We start from the raw sequence: 18913 nt of genomic DNA on the forward strand, positions 1-18913 counted from the left end.
AATTGTACTATTAAATAAAAAATTAAAATAATCCTTTTGAAACTATTTTAATTTAATATTGTAGCGCTGAATTGGTATCTTTGTGAATTAAAGGCCCAATTGCGCGATAGGTTAAGTAAATAATTGCTGAGTTAAAGAGAATCTTTAACGGGGCCATGGCAAGCCGAGAAATCATTGTCACACCATAGCCATCAGTATCTGTTTTATTTTGGGAGACTGTTAAGAAAGCAATATCTCCTCAAGCCGAGATTAAGGTTGTTACTCAATATTCATTAATAACAGCTAGCATAATAATTGCCACAAGATCTCAATAACGTTTTTTGGTTTTATCAAAATGACGATAAATAAACATAATAATTCAAATAATACATAAGGTTGATAAAGAACCGATAATAATAATATACAATAAGACTGTTTTACTTGCATTTAACCCCGCAAATAATTTAATACTATCTACTGGTGAAAATCATGTCATTACTGACGCCATTGCCCCAAATAAAACAACAAAAATATTAGTAAATAAGAATAAAACTCATTTTTGCTTACCAACTGCGCGGTTTAATGACGAAACACACCCTGATAAAAACCCATATGAGGCAATAACAATAATGTAGGCAATATGAACATATGATGGAACAAATAACATTACTATTAAATCGGTAATTACCCCTGATAATAACCCAACGATTGGGCCAAAAATAAAGCCAGCAATTTTAACCATTAAACCTTCAAAAGCAATTCGCACCGGAGGGAAAACTGTAATTGGAACAGTAACTGAAATTACAATTGTAACAGCGGCAGAAACCGCTGATAACATCGTGATATAAGCAATATTTTTGGTTGTAAAGCGAATACCATGGTATTTTTTGGGATTAATTAAATAATAAACCCCATTATAACAACAATACCCAAGAAATAAAACACCAATTAGGCCACTTGCAATGTATGCCATTGTTGTACTATAGAATATTTTAGTTATATCACTAAAATTAGTTAATAAGTTCATGTGCGCCTCGCATTCTATCAGTGTTAAATTTAACCAAAAAAATAAACTTAATAAAAGTTAATATTATTATACCTTACATTCCTCAATCAATAACCTTTTTTTTATTTTTTAATAATAAATCATTCATTTTTAAAAACATTTTTTGGTCACGAAATAAATGGTAACTAAATGGTGAAGGATGAGCTCCGGCAATAATATGATCTTTGCGTAAAATATAAGTTCCATATTCTTTGGCATAATTACCCCAAAGAACATAAATAATATCAGGATTAACTTGATTTAAATAATTAATTAGGTTAATGCTAAACTCTAGCCACCCTAAATTTTTATGACTTAAAGGGGTGGCAGCACGAACGGTTCCGATTGTATTATATAGAAAAACACCCTGTTTTACTCACCCAACTAAATTACCACTCTTAAAATGATCGATATTTAAATCATTTTGTAATTCTTTAAAAATATTATTTAAACTAGGCGGATTTTTAATATTATCGTTAACACTAAAAGCAATTCCATTAGCTTGCCCTGGTCCATGGTAAGGATCTTGACCAATAATAACAATTTTTATATCACTAGGATTTAATATCCGAAAAAGGTTAAAAATATCTTGAGCCGGGGGATAACATTGATAATGCTCATATTCGGTTTGTATACTAGCCAAAAGTTTTTTAAAATATGGCTTTTGTTCCTCTGCCGCAAAAAAATCTTTTCAACCAATGGCGAGATTTGTTAGCACTTTATCACCAACCTTTTTATTATTATAACCAAAAAGAAATAAAACTAGCACTAAGTTTTAAAGAATTTACGGTAAAATTAAAACAAAATGATAAAATGAGGAGAATTAGATGAACCAACTTACCACTAGCGATGTTATAAGTAATCCTTTAATAATTAAAAAATCAAAGTTTCTTTGTCTTATTCAAAAAGTTACTAGTGAAAAAGCCGCAAAAGATTTTATCAGCGCTTATCAGGATCTTGATGCAACTCATAATTGCTATGCCTATATTATTGGTAAAAATGCTGATATCATCCGCAAATATGATGATGGTGAACCAACCAATACGGCTGGGAAACCAATCTGAGAGGTTTTAAAAGCGAATAATTTAACTAATATTGTTTGCTTGGTAATCCGCTATTATGGTGGGATTAAATTAGGTGCTGGAGGTCTTATTCGTGCTTATGCCAATAGTGTTCGTGATTGTTTGAAATTAACTACGCTTGAACCTTATTTTGAAGAAATAACATTGCAAGTAACTTGTGATATTAGTAAAAATAAAGTTATTAAAGATAGTCTTTTTCATTTCTTCAATATCACAAATTACCAAACAGCTTATCATGAGTCTCTTGTTGTCTTTACTTTTAATTTACGGGTTGAAAGTAAAACTGATTTTATTAACTACTGTCAAGTTAATAAAATCAGCTATACTATTTTTTAATTTCGGCATAATTAATATTTTTACGCATTTCAACAAACCGTTGTTCATATTCTGTCGCAATATTATTTTTTAACAAGTTCGGATTAGCATACAGATCTGTTGTTTGTTTTACGATTGTTCAATTACTATCCTCAAATTCAGCAATTGAAAAAGCAAATAAATCATCATTATCGGTTTTAAAATAAATGCGCCCATCATTGTTTAAAATTTCATCATATAATGGTAAAAAAGTTTTTGATGTTAAACGGCGTTTAGCATGACGTTTTTTTGGTCATGGATCAGAAAAATTCAAATAAATATTGCTAATTTCTTCCGGCGCAAAAATTTCAGATAGTATTTTCGCATCATCGGTGATGATTTTTAAATTTGAAAGTTTTTCATTCACAAGTTTTTTAAGGGCAATAACCGCCACAGAAGGAAATTTTTCAATCGCCAGATAATTTTGATCAGGGTTATTCTTTGCTAGGGCTAAAATAAACCCCCCTTTGCCACAACCAATTTCAATATTAACAGGGTTATTATTTTTAAAAACTTTTTTAGCTCATTTACCACGATATTTTGTTGAATTCCGAACAGTGTATTCCTTTTGTTCGAGAAAATAATCATTGGCTCATGGTTTATTTCTTAATCTCATTTTTTAATCCTTTCATTTCATTTTTGAATAAGGCAAATTTAACTTCTGTTAAAATTTCCCCTTGTGGTTCTTCATAAACGCCAAATAATGTTCCAAACATATAATTAATTCCTAACTCTTTTATTCGCTTATAAGTTAAATAACTATTAACATGGGGAGCAATTAAAGTTATTTGTAATTTTTCCGTTAATTCCACTAATTCCGCAATTAAAGTTTGCAGATTTTGTTGTAAGAACATTTTTGTAACTAAAGTTGGTGCAATAATAGCATAATCTGGTTGATAGTACCCTAAACTACTAATATCTGTTTCCAATGCTCCTAAATTTTTAACCGCAATTTTAATCCCTAATTCTTTTAAACTAGCTAAATTCTTTTCAAAGCGGTGGGTATCAAAACCAATTTCTTTTAAATCAAACGTTAAAATTAAATTAGCTGTATTAATTTTTAACTCAATTAATTTTGCCACAAATTTTTTTAAATTAAAACTCTTACTTGCTAAGAAACTTGCCGAATAGGTTAAGAACAGCTGATAATTTAAGTATTCTTTGAATTTTCGGAAATTTTTAATGTTCAACGCCGCATTATAACGCAATAAAACTTCTTCATGAATTGTATCAGTAACATTTTCAATGTTCTGATCTAAAAAGGAATCAACTTCATTACCGTTAATTAAATTTGTTGCGTAGTGACCAAGGACATTAAACTGATTATTAACATCAACAACAGAAGAAAATAAACTTAAAATTTTTTGTAATGAGACATTTTCATTTAAAGTTAAAATACTCCGTTTTTGACGATTTAATGCCATAATACTAGCTGGGTCAATGACAATTACTTGGTTATTATATTCTAAATTTAAGCGATTCTCCGCGGCAAACAAATTGTAGTCTTTTAGTTTGTCTAAGTTATTTGACTGTAATCCATAAAAAGAAGCATAACCTTGTAATTTAACAATAATATTATAATTCTGATATTTATAAGTTGTTTCGACTCCCTGAATAATTTTTTCAAATTTCTTTAATAAATCATCTTCATGACGAGTTTTTAATTGGTTATCTTGTAATAATTTGGCAATATTTATTTTTTGATAATACGGAATTGGCACAAAGATTCCAAAATGGTTTAAACTTGCTTTAAAAAAAATGACATCTTGCCCTTCTCAGGCTTTAAAGATTTGCTGGGAAATTAAATCAATAATTTTATTTTTTAAATTACTAGTTAAAAAACGGTCTAAGGCATTAATATTATTAATTGCAAAAGTTAAATATAACCCTTGGCGGATTTTATTACGATGGATATAGTCATAAATTGCTTCATGGGCTAAAGCCTCTCGTAAATATTTACTACGATCATACTCAATAATATTTTGTAATTTTAAGGCATGATTGTAAATTAGTTCAATTCCAGCACCCAATAAATAAGCTAAATAACTCATTCCAATTCAAATTAAGACAACTAATTCATCTAGTAAATAATTTGCCCATGTTTTATCTTTGACTTGAATTAAAATCATAATTGAATTAAAGACAAAGGCAACTAACGTTAACAATGATCAATTTGTTCATTGTGTTCACTTAAATATTTTAACAATAATAATAACACTAAAAGTAATTACATATAATAACACCATTGTAATAATATCAATTGGATAACTTACAGTATAAAAATAAGACGTCTGGAAAAAAATGGCAATAACAAACGTGAAGATAAAAATAAATGTTGTATACATAATAATTGAAATTCATGAAATAAAAACTCCAATTAACCAGCAAACAATTAATGGTAGGTAAATTACGATAATATTAACATTAATATCTTTGACAAAAATTGGGATTAGGCTTTCCGCGACAATTGCTAAAATCGCATAAACCCCACCAATAATTGCTTGGTAATAAATGGTAAAACGAACAAAATAGTTTCGAACAAGACCCCAAGTAAAGGCATAAATGAATACAAAAATGGCAATAAATAGTAAATATACAAATATTACATTTAAAATATTATTCATCAATTCACCTCATCAATACTTTCTTAATTATTATATCAATATAATTAAGGCTTTAAAGATTTTTTGCTTTAATTCAAATTATTATTAGTAATAATCGCTTCAATTAAAATAAAAAATGGTGGAGGTGGCGGGAATCGAACCCGCGTCCACAAATGCTTTCCTCTTATAATCTACAGTTTAGTTCTATCAGCTTTATTCATAATTTAATGGTAGGACAGAACAACTAATTAAATTACTAGGTAATTTGGAACCAAAAATAATACCATTACCCCTTATTATTCCGGTTAGATTATTTTTTTCCTACGATAAAAACTATTAACCTACAACTAGTTTCTATTACGGCTAACTAAAACTCTAACAGCGAGTTAATTAAGCAGCTAGCATTGAACCAGCAAATTGATTATTCATCATGAATGCTGGCATTTCAATTTTATCTTCTTTGTTGTTTTTGTTTGCGTTTCTTCAAACCTAGTAGCATTATAGTCTGCCAAACTACTGCCTATAAAATTCAACCACTCCTGTCGAAACCTAGACACCCCCATACTATAATTATAAACCTTCTGCAAAAAAGCACAATAAAAACTCATTCAATCATTTTCGATTAAATGAGTTTTATAATGAAATTTATAATTTTGAAATGGTGTTAAAAACAAAATATCCGTTAACTTTTTTAACAACAACATTATATTCAATATTATTGTATTTAATCGTTTCTGTTAATTGAACAATTTCGTTACCGTTATAGGTAAAATCTTGTTTGATAACCGTAATTTCGGTTTTTAAAGCTGATAATCAACTATTTTTAATGTCATTAAATAGTTTTTGCGCAACTTCATTTTGTTTATTAATACTTTCTTGTGCGTCTTTTAATAATTCCGCTAAAATATTTAAAATAAAATCATTTTTGCCAATAATAGCGTTAAGATATCAGGCTGGTGAATCTTCATCAAACATATCATTGCCCTTATCATCTTTCTTGTAACCAAGGACTTCTAAAAACTTTGTTGGATCACTAACTGCTTTTTGTAATAATATTCCGGAATGTTGTTTTCCCTCAGCATCAGTTCAAACAGTTCATTTTGCCAGTCCTGCAAAAATGTTTGCTAAATATTTGGTTGGAAAATCATTTTTGTTATCAATTACAGCATATTTATTGTCAATTCCTGCAGTTAATGCGATTTTATTTAACAACGTATCAACCGAATTATCACCAAAAAGACTTGTAATTGCGTTTTGACCTAAAATATTTTTTAATGGTGTTGTTAATAATTCTTGTAAATTAGCAAAAGGTAAATTAATTTCTGGTATCTTAAACCCAAAGGCTGTTCCCAAAATACCAAAAATTTCTAAAAAATCTGGGATTAACTGACCATTATAAAGACTCTCAAAAGCTTTTGTCATTGTTTTTGCAATTTCATTGATTCTTGCTTTTTCTTTTTCATGGCCACTACCTAACATTGATCCCATAATCCGCACTATAGAGGATATGTCACCATTAGTAATAATACCTACTAATAAAAGCATTAAAATAGAAGCAATATCAAAATCCTTTTTCTCTATTTTTGTAGGAACTGCTTTTGTTAGTATCCCCATTACTTTATAAACTATATTCATTAAGCCATTATTCTGTTCAGGTTTAAAAGTAAATTCTTCTGGTAAAAATAGAATTTGCATTAATTTCATTAAATGAATTCCTTTTGGATCATCTTCACTAGTTGTGAAATAATACTGTAAGTTTACAATTAATTTTTTAAAATTAATATTTGTTTCGGTATTATAATTTTGCTGACGAATTTTATTAATAACGGTAAAATTATCTTCACTAGCACTAAAAATATGATTCTTATCTTTAACATTTGTTGGCTTATATTGACGATATTGGTCAAATTGTTCAACATAGACAAATAAAACCCGTACAAAGCGCAATAATTCAGCAACAAAGGGAAGATTTTCGATTAAATCAAAATTAAGTTTTGCAGATCCTGCTAATAATTTTCCAATATTAACCCCAATTACTTCTAATGATTGCTGATAATTTTCGGCTAATTGTTCGTTTGATAATGAACGATATCCGATTGTTGTACGATCATCTTTTTGATTTAAAAAGGCATCCAACGCATTACTTAAACTAATAACTCCAGAATTTAATACTTCTTGATAATTTAGACCTTCATAAATTGAATCATCAAAGGTATCTTTGAAAGATAATAAAGTATCTTCATCAATAATATCCCCTAACATTTTTAACATCCCTGGCGATATAAATTCTCATAGTAACGGCATATTTAAAAAGATTTGTAAGGCTCCAAATAAGCCTTTTTCTTCAATTAGTTTAATTAATATTGGCATAATACTTCCTAGCTGCCCTAAAATATTATCACTTGCAAATTCAGGCTTTTTACCCTCTAACTGTAAATCCGTTGTAAAATCTTTACTATACAAATTATTATTAAAGTATAAACTACTGATATCACCTAAATATGAGTATTTATTAACCCCTTCGCTTTCATCAACAGGAGCATTAACAATATCTCCTTTTGCAAAATTGTTAATAATGTAATTGGCATCATATCCTTTTTCATTACCAACAATCATTGCCCGAGCAAAAGAATTTGAAGCCAGCGCTAAGTTAATTTTAGAATTTCCGAGTGCTGCTTGCACTGCTTCGGAAGTTTTAGTACACGCTGTCACTGAACCAACCCCAGAAAAAGTTAATGCTGTTGCTCCTAATAAACTTAATAATTTTTTCATTTTATTCCCACTCCTTTACAATTTTTGCTAATTCTTCGCTCACATACTTATGAACATTTGCTGTCGGGTGAACATCATCAAAAAAGAAATGATTATCAAAATCAGCAGTTGTCATTCCTTCTGCAAAGGGTGAATCAAGGTTTCCTCCTGCAAAAATTTTATCAATCAAAGCACTTTCATCTAATCTTGTTACCGGGTTTGTGGTGTTATAACCTTGACCTTCTCCAAAAGTATCTAGTAAGCTTTTTGTATTACTGAATAAATCATACATTTTAATACTATTTGGATAGTATTGGTTAACAGTATCAATAATTTTTTTAGTTTCATAATTAATTTTTTCCCCTAATAGGTTAGCTTTTTCATGGACTAATTGCTTTTCTTTTTCCCGCTCAGCAGCTGGAAGTTCTGGTTTATAAGTTGCATTATAAAGGGGAATATACTCAACATCGGGGGTATTCATAAATAAAATATGACGGGCCCCATTATTAGTTAAAGTAAAGAATGTATTTCTTAAATTAACTAGCATTTGATCTAATATTTTAGTTTGTTGAACATTTGAAAGATTATCATTTAGCATTGCCATCATATCATTCCCACCAATTTCAATAAAAATTAGTTCATCAGAAAATAATTGATGCTGTTGAACAAGATATTTTGCCTGTTCTTCAATTGAAACACTATTAACAATCATCCCCATTGCACCAGCCATTTTGGCAGATGTGGCTCCACCAACGGCATAGTTACGGCGGGGGTTAGTATAATTATTAAAATATTGAACATCACTATCACGAATTTCTGTTCCAAAGCCAAGTTTATCACCTAGTAATACCCCAGCTGTTTCACCATTAGTAAAACTACCATTTTTATAATTCCCAGTCATTTTAACCGTTAAATTTGTTTTTTCATGAACGACATTTTCAATTCCATGAGAATCACTTAAACTATCACCTAAAATATAATAATTTGAGAAGAAATTACCAGCAACACGATCATCAATTGCTTTTGATTTATCAAGATTTTTCCCAATCAAGTCTAAATCCTTATTTAAATCAATTCCTTCTCCTTGGGGAATACTACAACTAATAATACTAGTTGTGGTTGATGTTGTTATAACCATCGCCCCTAAAAAACTTAATAATTTTCTCATCTTTGTTCCTCACTCCTTTTTGTAATTAATAAGTTACTTTCTTTTAATAGTAATTAAAACAATCATTGGAATTGCCGCTCCAAAGACAATTGGTGTTATCACAAGTAAAAAGACAAAACCTGTTTTTGCTAAACTAATTCCTAATGTAAAATTGGGATGATATAAATCGTTAGTTGTTATATCCGCTGGTCGATCACTTGCTTTTAAATTAGGGTTTTTTAAAATTTTTTTTGGGGCAGTAATTAATTTTTCAATAACTTCATTTTGCAGATTAAAAAATCAAACTTTGTTATTAACAATATATGTCCCCGCTGATTTAATCACTGTAATTCCCTCAGGGATTTTTTGTGTCGCATCAGTAGCAGTTTTGTATGCTGCTTGATCAATTATTGTTTGTTGACGTAAAGCATCATCATATGTTCCTTGTGCAAAGATACTTTTAATTCCTCCTGGTTTAAATAATCATTCTAAACCACTATGAACATAACCATAATTATGGTATTTTTCCGCTACACTTTTATCGAATTCAATTAAATCATGAGAAATAGTATTTAAATCAACATCTTGTTTATTGGCGATTTTTTCTCCTCATGTTTTATTAAATCATTCTTTGGCATAGGCACTATATTCGTCAATTAAAGTTTGGCGATTACTATTTTCTTCATAAAAATTTATTGTTGATACGGCATCACCAATATATGTATTTAAAATTCCTTTTTCCATAATATCGGTATAAATTGAACTTTGACCGTCCAAGACAAATTTATTTTTTGGAATTTTCTGATCAATTTGTTTCTCAACTGACTTAATAAATTTCAATGATTCTAATCCCATTCCCGGGATGGAAAAACCTAATCCCAAAACAAAAAATAGAGTCATAACTCCTGCTAAAGATGATAGTCAAATAACTTTCATCTTTTTGGTAAGATTATTAAACATTGTTTTATCTCCTTTATAAAATTTTTAGTTAATTAAATTATTTATTTTTAAATTATTTATTTTTTCGTTAATTATCCAGTTGAATTTAGCTTAAAATAATTATAACTTTTATTTTTGACAAATACTAGTTAAAAAAATAAAAAAAGTTAATTTTCATTAACTTTTTTTATCATAATTCTTTCCAAATAATTAAATTTCACTAGCATTAACTTGTTCTTGAATACTCATATTCTTAATTTTTTGAATTGAAATTCAATAAGTTACTGCATAAATTAGTAAAATAACTCCTCCCGTAATTGGTAAAACCAATCATGGGAAACTAAACGGAATAACATTTTGGGTTATCATTGAAAAGGTGAATACTCCTAATTTAGCAATTAATCACATTACTGTTACTCCAACTGCTCAAGCAAGAATTACAAATGGTGTGAAAATTCCTAACGTTAGACTATTTACTTCTCAGTTTGAATAACCTAAGGCTTTCATTACAGCAATAAATTTTAAATAACTATTAACAAAGAAGTCTGTCATAATATAGATAATAATAATCGCTGTAATAATAGTTAATAAGACATAAATAATGGATAAATTATTTGATACAATTGATAATTTTTTAATAACATCACTTTTAATACCAATAAAATCAGTTCCCGTAATCGCATTAGTGATTTGGCCATTAATAAAGTTATTAACTGAATATGATCCATCATGTGACGATAAGTTAAAACGATTAGTTAAATCAACTTGATCGTCGTACTTACTAAATTTTCCATTAAATCATTGCAATGGATTAGCAGAATTATTATGGCCGTATAAATTAGCTTCTGTCACGGGATATCCTAAAATATTATTTGCGACATTTTGATTAATATAAGCCCTTGGCGCATCATAAGAATTTTGAATTCCAACAATATGATAAGTTGTTTTAACTTGATTATCGGTAATTTTTAATAATCCTTGGCGCATTGCTTCACTATATCAAGTAGTTGGGAAGCCACTACTTAGAGCCCCCATTCCTGTAATTACCTCATCAATACCCGTATCAAAAGGACGAACTAAATAATAGTTAGGGTCTTTTGTAGTATTGACAACGTTTGATTCTTTTAATAATCCTGGTAATTGGTGTCCAGTTGTCTGACTTTGGGATGGAGTTAAAAATTCTCCTGGTTTAAAAGTATCTTTAGGAATTTTTAACATGAAATTTTTTAAATTGTAATATTCTTGACGATTACCATTTTCATCAGTAAATCCATACTTACTTTTTTGTTCCCCAATCGTTAATTTTGTTAAATCGATTGTAAAAGGATCTATATTTTCCTGAGGATCTCAATTATCATTACCATAACTTCATAGCGATGAGGAAACAGGTTTTTGATAAGTTAGATTATTTTGGCTATTAGTTGCACTTTCAACTTCATTACCAAATTCTAATAATTTTTTATTTGTTGTTCCAGTAAAACTTGAGCCTACTTTTAAATTAGTTATTAAAGCGGCCTTTTGATTAATAACAATCGGAACTGACTGTTTAGTTGGATCAATTGTTTTACTATCTGCCAATGTTCCTCTTCCTGGTAAAATAATTGTTTTATTGTTTTCATTAATCCCATATGTTTTAATGTTATATTCACTATTCGCCCCAATAATACTTCTTAAGTTAAAAGCAGTATAAAGGTCTTCATTGTTTTGATTATAAGTTGATGTACCAAAAGTAAAATTAAATTGTTCAATTGTTAGCGGATCTTTTAATCACATCATCCGAATATTATTTGGAATAATATCACTAATCGAATAATTTAAACAATACGCTCATTGATCAGATAATGACTGCCCTGGATCAGGGATAACTTCTTGTTTACCAAATATTTTTGGGAAAATCTGACACATTAATCTATTAATTTCAGTTTTTGTTCCTGGGAATTTACTTGCAATGTCAACAAAAGCTCCAATTGATAAACTTGCTCCTTTCCCCGCCATAAAGTTAAAAGCAATCATATCACTAATATTTTGTGAATACTTTTGAATATCTGCTTCACTGGTAATATCTGATAACTTAAGTCACCCTTTATCATCTCCGGCATTTAAATATTGTGCAAAAAGCGAATTATTTGTTATTGGATATGTTGGGGATGAGCTACTTTTTGGTCCATCTCAATTATAAGTTTGATAACGTGAAAAGGGGATATTTCCAACAACATAGTCATAATTATAATCATTTTTATAATCTAAATTACGATAGTATTCTTCACTAAACTTATTAATTGAGGTTGGGATCAATACCGCAAAAGTTAAACTTAAACTAGCAATAAAGAAAGTTAAAAAGAATCAACCAATTTTTTTGCTAGAGGTAACCATCATATTGAAACGGAATTTTGTTGTGAATTTTTTAAAACTAACACGATTGAAAACTTTTTCGGTTCATTTTGGGGTCACAATATTTTTATTTGGATTAATCAGATCTAACGGATTTTTATTTAGTTGGCGTCATGCAGTAAATCAAATTGCCGCAATGCTAACTAAACCAATTATTATAAGCGCAAATAAGAGTGGGTATCCTGATACCATAAAATAATTTGGAATAATAAAGTAATTGGTAAAAATTGAAATTAATGGTATTTGAATAACTAAACCAAGCGCTCAACCTAACGGAACTCCAATTATCGTTGTAATTAAAGCATATGCTAAATAACTACTAGTAATTTTTGTACTACTATAACCGTTGGCCTTTAAAATTCCATTGGTAATTGTTTCTTGTTTAATAATTTTTTTTATTAAAATTGATAAGGTAAAAACTAAAATAATTAAAAATACTATGAATAAAGATAAAGCAAAAATTTGATAAATTAGAATTGCTCGCCCCATTAAGGAATAACGACTATAAACTAATGAAGTATCTTGTTTTGATGATAACTGTAAATCTTTATTATTTGGCTGATGTAAACTATGATAATCAGAAGCCATCAAGCTGGTTAATTTCTGAAAATCACTGTTTTGATTTGAGCCATTATATTTAAAAAACATTGTACTATTTTCTTCAATATCAGTTGGAGCCGCAATTGTATTGCGAATTCAAACTGATGGTGCAACATAAACAATTGCATCCTGTTTAGGGTCTGGGAAGATATCAGTATCATAAATTGTCGGATAAATATTCAAAGTATCTCCACCAATTGCTCCGACAAATAATTGATTATTTTCCCCAATTGTAAATGAATCACCTAACTTCAAATTATTTGCTTTTGCAAATTGCGGTGAAATAACCGCATAGACAGCATGAATTCCGTTATTGGGGTCAAAGTTCTGATATTTTTCAATAAGTTTTAACTGATCATAGGCAAGTAAATGCTCTCAATTAATCACTTTGTAATTACTACTATTCGATAAATTTGAATACTCAAATTGTTGACGGAATTGTAGTTTAAAGTTGCTTTTCGCACTGACTAACTTGTAATAAGCTGACATGAACTGAAACGGTCCATATTTAGTTCCTTGTGATAACTCATTAAAGTCATTGTTATTATTATTTTCATTATAGAAATCATTAATACTAAAAACTGCATTTTTGATATTTAAATTGTAACCAACAGGATTAAGTTTTTCAACTTGTCTTGAACTATAGAATAATTCTAACTGTTTAATTAAAATAGAACTTGCCTGGGTATTTTTAACTAAAAGACTCAAACTACCATCTAAACCTTTTGCAAAAACTTCATTTTTAACATTTTTAACATCAGGAATATTTTGTAATTGTTCTTCTGGCTGGCTAAGATCAACATGCTGTTGCCACTGCGTTGTTGGGTTAGCTGGATTTGGGTTAACAAAAGCAATTAATTTGTCTTTTAATTCTCCTTCATTACCCTCTTCTTTTAAACTTGGGTCTTTTTGAATTAAATCATTTAAATAATCAATTAATAAATACATTGTATTTTTTGCAATATCACTACAAACGAAATTTGCCATAAATTCTTGAATCTGTTGCCTTTGTTCATTAGAGTTTATGTTACCTTCTTGGTCATAGAATTGACCAATTAATGATTTTTTAAAAACTGCTGATTGAAAATTAAATCGATATAAACCATCATTTAAAAAAGTTATTGCTTTTGATTCTTTATTAGTAAAAATAATATTTTGAACTTCTGTACGACTCGCATTAAAAGTGATTTTGATATCCACATCTTTATCTAAGGCTTTTAATGCCCCATTCCGCCCAATTTCCAAAAATGGTAAAGTTTGCGCTGGTTTATCTTGGTCCGCACTAAACTGATTATTTTTTTCAGTAATTAAATGATAGTCCGCTCCGAAAGCATACCATGGTGTAATTGTTGGGGTATCAACTGTTTTATTCTTTTTACTATTAAAATTAGTTAAATAATCATAGTCAAAAGTCCCAGCACCCATAAAATGATAGCCACTTACTAAGCGTTCGTTAACTATCCAAGATGCTGAAGATAAGACTGACAAAAGAACAGCCAAAATAATAAATATTATCACTTGTGTCTTTTGTTTAACTATATTTTTAAGGCTTTGTCAAAATAATAGCATATCTATAATCTTTACCTATTCTCTTTTTAATAATATCTATCATCGTTATAATATCAAGCAAAATCAGTAAGTAAAAAACTGCGGTATTTGTCTTTTGAAATATTATTTACAGGGGCTAGTTCTGGAACTAGATTATCAAATTGAACAACATAACTATATTTAATTTGATCACTATGATTAATATATGAGCTACCGTTACCATCATATTCAGCTCAGTCTTTCAAACTTCACTGTGAACTTTGTTCTGGTTCAATATTATAACGGTCATCAATTCCGGCCTGGTCAATTCAACTTGGTGAATTTCCACTTGCTGGATCAGTATATCCTAAGGGGTCAACATGTTTATTTAAATTAGTTGAGGCATCTTTTGGCCCATAATAATCTAATTGGTAGCGAATGCTTGCAACATTAGTACCATCCATTTTGACAACTCCTAAATCAGTATTGTCAACTCCTTTTCCTGAAGCAGTAATATGTCATTTATTATCAAGGAAAATGTTATCAAACCAATCTTGACGCATTGCTTCATTAATATCTTTTAACATTTTTCCAACATAACCTGATTCTGGGTTCAATACTTGTTGAACAAATTTATACATCATATTGTTATCAGAATCTAAATTTTCTGAATCCCCATGCGCTCAAATATTAAACATATCAAATAATGACCCTTTTTGATATGATTGTGTTTTACTATCAAAACCATATGATTCTAATACTAATTTACCATAATCACTTTTAGGATCAACTGATGATAAATCAGCATTATAACCACTAACACCATCTTCTTCAGCATTATAGACTTTAATTACATTATTAACATTGTCAGTATTAATTTTGTAATTCCCACTTGCATCAATATTAAAGAATCAGTTGGCAAAGCCTCCCATTCCCCGTAATAAACTATAGAAATCAAAGCTATTTGATTTAACCATTGACATTACTGTACGAATTAATGAAGTTGCTTCATCAACCATTGTTATACTGCTAATTATCTTTTCAAAATCTGGAATAATTTTTTGTAAGTCTGTTTTTAAAACATCATTTAATTTTTCAGGATTAAAACTAGCCCCTGCCTTAGCAATTGCTGCTTTAAATCAATTTGATAACTGCGCAGTTGTTTCTAATAATAGATCTTGATGGTCTTGATGTTTTGGATTATTAAGATCTAAATATTGTTGCTTACTATCATCTCCTGCAATTGGTAAAGTTTTTTCCTTTAAAACTGTCCCGGCTAAATCAGATAATTTTAAGTCTTTTCCTGAAACTTTAATTGTTGTAGTTTCAATAACTGATTTATCAAAAACTTGTAAAATGCTTGCTCCATCTACAACGTTTTTTTGACTATCAAATCATTTTTCAGTAATAAGAGATGCAATCACTAAAGGCAATGCTAATAATAAAGCCCCATTTCTTGGTCCAGAAGAATAAGTAGTTTTTGCAAACGGTAAAATTTGACTAAATTCTTGTAACAGTTGTAACTCAATCCCTGGTTGGAAAGCTGTTAAGAGGTTAATTGCCATATTAAAATATTTTAAACCATATAAATCGTTTAAATTACTTGATTGGTTGGCAATTGCTTGTCCAAAAACAATGTTATCTTTATTACTATTTTGATATGACATTTCACTTGTTGTTGGGGCAAATTGAGCAGAATTTTGATAAAGGAAATTTGAAACCCCTGGGCGATCATTATCATTAAAATAGGGTCGGTTTCATTTTTGTGATCCTACTGCAGCAATATAATTTTTAATTGCTTCTGAATCTCTAATTAATGTATTACTTAAAGCACCATTATCATACTGGGCTCAAGCGACATTTTGATTAGCACTAAAAGCAGTATAGCGTCCATTGTCCATTGCTGTTGTTGGGTGACTATCATTAGCTTTTGGATCTCATTTAGTCATTCCCACCATTGTTGACATAATATTATACGTATTAGGTCCCCCACGGTAATTTTGATCATTGGCCGCTTTTCATGGATTTCAGTTAAAGTTATTTAATTTTTTGTATTCGTTTACATAATCATCAATTTTAACTTCTTGTCCTGATTTTGTTAGATAAGTTCCTTTTAAATTCTTTCCAACATTATTTAAAAAATAATTAATTGTTGGTAGAGCATAAGTATTCATATTTTCATGACGTGAGGCAATTAAAATTTTTGCCAGTGTACTTGTATATTTAACTTGGTTACGGTAAACTGGATCAATTTTTTCAATTTCACTATCAAAATATTTTGCAGTAGGGTTCCCCACTTTAGCATGACAAGCTACTAATGTTGTTGTACTAGTTGTTGTCAAAGTTGTTACACTTAAAATTGCTAATAATTTTTTCACTTTTTTTCACTCCTTAATAGTTTTAATTTGTTAATACATTGGTGTTAGATAAATATATTACTAAATTTTGTTAAGGATTAAATCGTTAGAACCTGCATATAACCATTATTCTCGGTATCAATGTTCTTTGTCCTACTTGTTTCTAAAACATAATTACTTTTTTTAAGAAAAACAAAGGACAATGAGTCTAGGTCAAAGTCTTCTTTTGTTTCACAATAGTGCGTACATTTTTTATCACGAATAAAGAAAATTAAGAAAGACAGTAATCAATAAGTAATTGTTTCTGTGAAACTATGGAAAATTTCATATAAACTTAAATCTTTTGCATTATTAATAAATGATAAGTTAAAAAGACGTAAAAATAAGATTAAGAAGAACCCTACTAACAGATGTTTACTAATACTACGGATAATTTTGTAGTCAAAATTAATAAGATTGATAATTCATAATAGTAAATAGATTGTAATTCCAACGATTAATTGAGGTCGTCATTTTAAAGAAGAATTATTAATTCGGATTAACGCAATGAAAAAAGGCAAACAAAAAACAAATCCTAAAAAGACCCCCATTACTTTGTTTAAAACATCAATTAGGCGGAACATTTTTTTATTGGCAAAAAATAACAAACTAATAAATCAAATAATAAAAATATTAAAAAAATGGGAAATACTTCATGTATCATCTTGGTTGTTTGATAACGAATATAAAAAATAATCAAAATTTAATAAAATAACAAAAATAATAATAAAAGTAAAAACTGATTTAATAATTTCTTTTGGCTGCATTGGTGTTTCAATAAAAGATTTAATTCGAAATGATTTTACAAATGAATAAAGTAATAAGAAAAAAGCTGAAAATAAGAAGATTCAGGGCACTGGTGAATAGAAGATTTTGTTAACACCATAAAGAAGGTCTGAGATATTAATAAAATTTGAACCTTTAATTCTGACCATCATGTCATCCTCCTCTTTTTAGCTTTTCCTAAGTTATTATTTTTAAATATAATAACTGTCTTAATTAATTTAACAAATAATCAAGAAAAAAACAAGGGGCGGGTTTAACAAAAAAACCCCAAAAAAACTGGGTTTAAGGAATTTTCAAAAATAAAAAAACATTTTAGACCTTTTAAAATCTAAAATGCTTTAAAAATTAGGGTTAAACCTTATTTTAATTCAACTGAAGCTCCAGCAGCAACTAATTGCCCTTTAATTTCTTCAGCTTCTTCAGGTTTTACTTTACTTTTGATTGTTGCTGGTAATTTATCAACTAATGCTTTTGCAGCCATTAATTCTTGTCCAGTAATTTCTTTAACTAATTTAATAACTGCAACTTTACTTGCTCCAGCTTCAGTTAAGATAATATCAACTTCTGATGGTCCAGCAGCAGCTCCCCCATCGGCAGCTGGTGCAGCAGCAACAGCGGCTGCAGCAACAACTCCAAAGTGATCTTCGATTGCTTTAACTAAATCGTTTAATTCTGATAATTTCATTTCTTCTAATGCTTTAATAATATCATCTTTTGATAATGCCATAATATAAATCCTCCTCTGGTGTAAAAATTATTTTTTACTACTCACTTCTTGTTTTTGCAATTTCTTTTACCCCAATTGCGAACATACGTAATGGGTATAATAAACTTGATGCAAACATTGCAATCAATTCATTTTTGGTTGGTAAAGATGCAATTTCAACAATTCCTTTTGTATCTAACACTTTACCTTCATAGATCCCAGCTTTTAATTTTAAAGCGGGGTGGGTTTTTGCAAACTTTGCCAATGTTTTTGCTGCTGCCATCTGTTCACCTGTACCAAAAGCAAAAGCATTAGGACCTGTTAAGAATGCTGATAAATCAGCAAATCCTGCTTCTTTAGCCGCTAAATCCACTAAATTGTTTTTATAAACTTTAATGCTTACGTCTTGCTCTGCAAGCATTCTTCTTAACTGTGTAAATTCAGCTACTGTTAATTTTTGATATTCAACAACAACTGCTGAATTAGCATTTTTAAAATTATCAGTAATTTCTTTTACAACAGCTACTTTTGTTTGTAATGCTGGCTTCATTTCTTGCCTCCTATAAAATCTTTTGAAAAGAAAAGCAATTAACCGAATGATTAATTG

The 18913-nt window shown here is 29.2% G+C and carries 13 protein-coding genes, 1 other RNA gene and 1 other annotated feature (1 of these 15 running past the window's edge); of the genes, 1 reads left to right on the plus strand and 13 read right to left on the minus strand.

Annotated features, from left to right (window positions below; genetic code table 4):
- Positions 1–52 precede the first annotated feature (52 nt).
- Complete coding sequence (locus tag SSYRP_RS04940; protein ID WP_016341198.1) at positions 53–1006, minus strand: ECF transporter S component; 954 nt, start codon at positions 1004–1006, stop codon at positions 53–55.
- Between the two features lie 73 nt (positions 1007–1079).
- Positions 1080–1742 (minus strand): uracil-DNA glycosylase, encoded by a 663-nt coding sequence (locus SSYRP_RS04945; RefSeq protein WP_016341199.1) that lies wholly within the window; start codon positions 1740–1742, stop codon positions 1080–1082.
- Positions 1743–1851: 109 nt separating this feature from the next.
- Between SSYRP_RS04945 and SSYRP_RS04950 the strand changes: the two genes are divergently transcribed.
- The gene (locus tag SSYRP_RS04950; RefSeq protein WP_016341200.1) at positions 1852–2442 is read left to right on the plus strand and encodes an IMPACT family protein; all 591 of its coding nucleotides are present in this window, start codon (positions 1852–1854) and stop codon (positions 2440–2442) included.
- Here the strand turns inward: SSYRP_RS04950 and trmB are convergent.
- From trmB to rplJ, 11 genes are all read right to left on the minus strand, one after another.
- Positions 2432–3076, minus strand: coding sequence for a tRNA (guanosine(46)-N7)-methyltransferase TrmB (gene trmB / locus SSYRP_RS04955; protein ID WP_016341201.1), 645 nt, complete (start codon positions 3074–3076; stop codon positions 2432–2434). The two genes, SSYRP_RS04950 and trmB, sit on opposite strands and share 11 nt — an antisense overlap.
- The gene (locus tag SSYRP_RS04960; protein ID WP_016341202.1) at positions 3060–5084 is read right to left on the minus strand and encodes an EAL domain-containing protein; all 2025 of its coding nucleotides are present in this window, start codon (positions 5082–5084) and stop codon (positions 3060–3062) included. The genes trmB and SSYRP_RS04960 overlap by 17 nt, the downstream gene beginning before the upstream one ends.
- Positions 5085–5200: 116 nt before the next feature.
- Positions 5201–5624: a transfer-messenger RNA gene (gene ssrA / locus SSYRP_RS05195) on the minus strand.
- Between the two features lie 84 nt (positions 5625–5708).
- Positions 5709–7835 carry an MOLPALP family lipoprotein gene (locus SSYRP_RS04965; protein ID WP_016341203.1) on the minus strand — a complete coding sequence of 709 codons (2127 nt, stop codon included), beginning with the start codon at positions 7833–7835 and terminating at the stop codon, positions 5709–5711.
- Position 7836: 1 nt separating this feature from the next.
- Positions 7837–8982, minus strand: a complete 1146-nt coding sequence (locus tag SSYRP_RS04970; RefSeq protein WP_016341204.1) for an SGNH/GDSL hydrolase family protein — start codon at positions 8980–8982, stop codon at positions 7837–7839.
- A 33-nt stretch (positions 8983–9015) separates the two neighbouring features.
- The gene (locus tag SSYRP_RS04975) at positions 9016–9921 is read right to left on the minus strand and encodes a hypothetical protein (RefSeq protein ID WP_016341205.1); all 906 of its coding nucleotides are present in this window, start codon (positions 9919–9921) and stop codon (positions 9016–9018) included.
- Positions 9922–10110: 189 nt separating this feature from the next.
- The gene (locus SSYRP_RS04980) at positions 10111–14409 is read right to left on the minus strand and encodes an ABC transporter permease (RefSeq protein WP_236608045.1); all 4299 of its coding nucleotides are present in this window, start codon (positions 14407–14409) and stop codon (positions 10111–10113) included.
- 77 nt (positions 14410–14486) lie between these two features.
- The gene (locus tag SSYRP_RS04985; RefSeq protein ID WP_016341207.1) at positions 14487–16796 is read right to left on the minus strand and encodes a lipoprotein; all 2310 of its coding nucleotides are present in this window, start codon (positions 16794–16796) and stop codon (positions 14487–14489) included.
- A gap of 77 nt (positions 16797–16873) precedes the next feature.
- Positions 16874–17749 (minus strand): hypothetical protein, encoded by an 876-nt coding sequence (locus SSYRP_RS04990; RefSeq protein ID WP_016341208.1) that lies wholly within the window; start codon positions 17747–17749, stop codon positions 16874–16876.
- Positions 17750–17958: 209 nt separating this feature from the next.
- Positions 17959–18327, minus strand: coding sequence for a 50S ribosomal protein L7/L12 (gene rplL / locus SSYRP_RS04995; RefSeq protein ID WP_016341209.1), 369 nt, complete (start codon positions 18325–18327; stop codon positions 17959–17961).
- Between the two features lie 37 nt (positions 18328–18364).
- Positions 18365–18856 (minus strand): 50S ribosomal protein L10, encoded by a 492-nt coding sequence (gene rplJ, locus SSYRP_RS05000; RefSeq protein ID WP_016341210.1) that lies wholly within the window; start codon positions 18854–18856, stop codon positions 18365–18367.
- 19 nt (positions 18857–18875) lie between these two features.
- Positions 18876–18913 (minus strand) — a sequence feature (ribosomal protein L10 leader region); it runs 121 nt beyond the window's last position.

Source organism: Spiroplasma syrphidicola EA-1, from assembly GCF_000400955.1.
GTDB classification, from domain to species: Bacteria; Bacillota_I; Bacilli_A; order Mycoplasmatales; family Mycoplasmataceae; genus Spiroplasma; species Spiroplasma syrphidicola.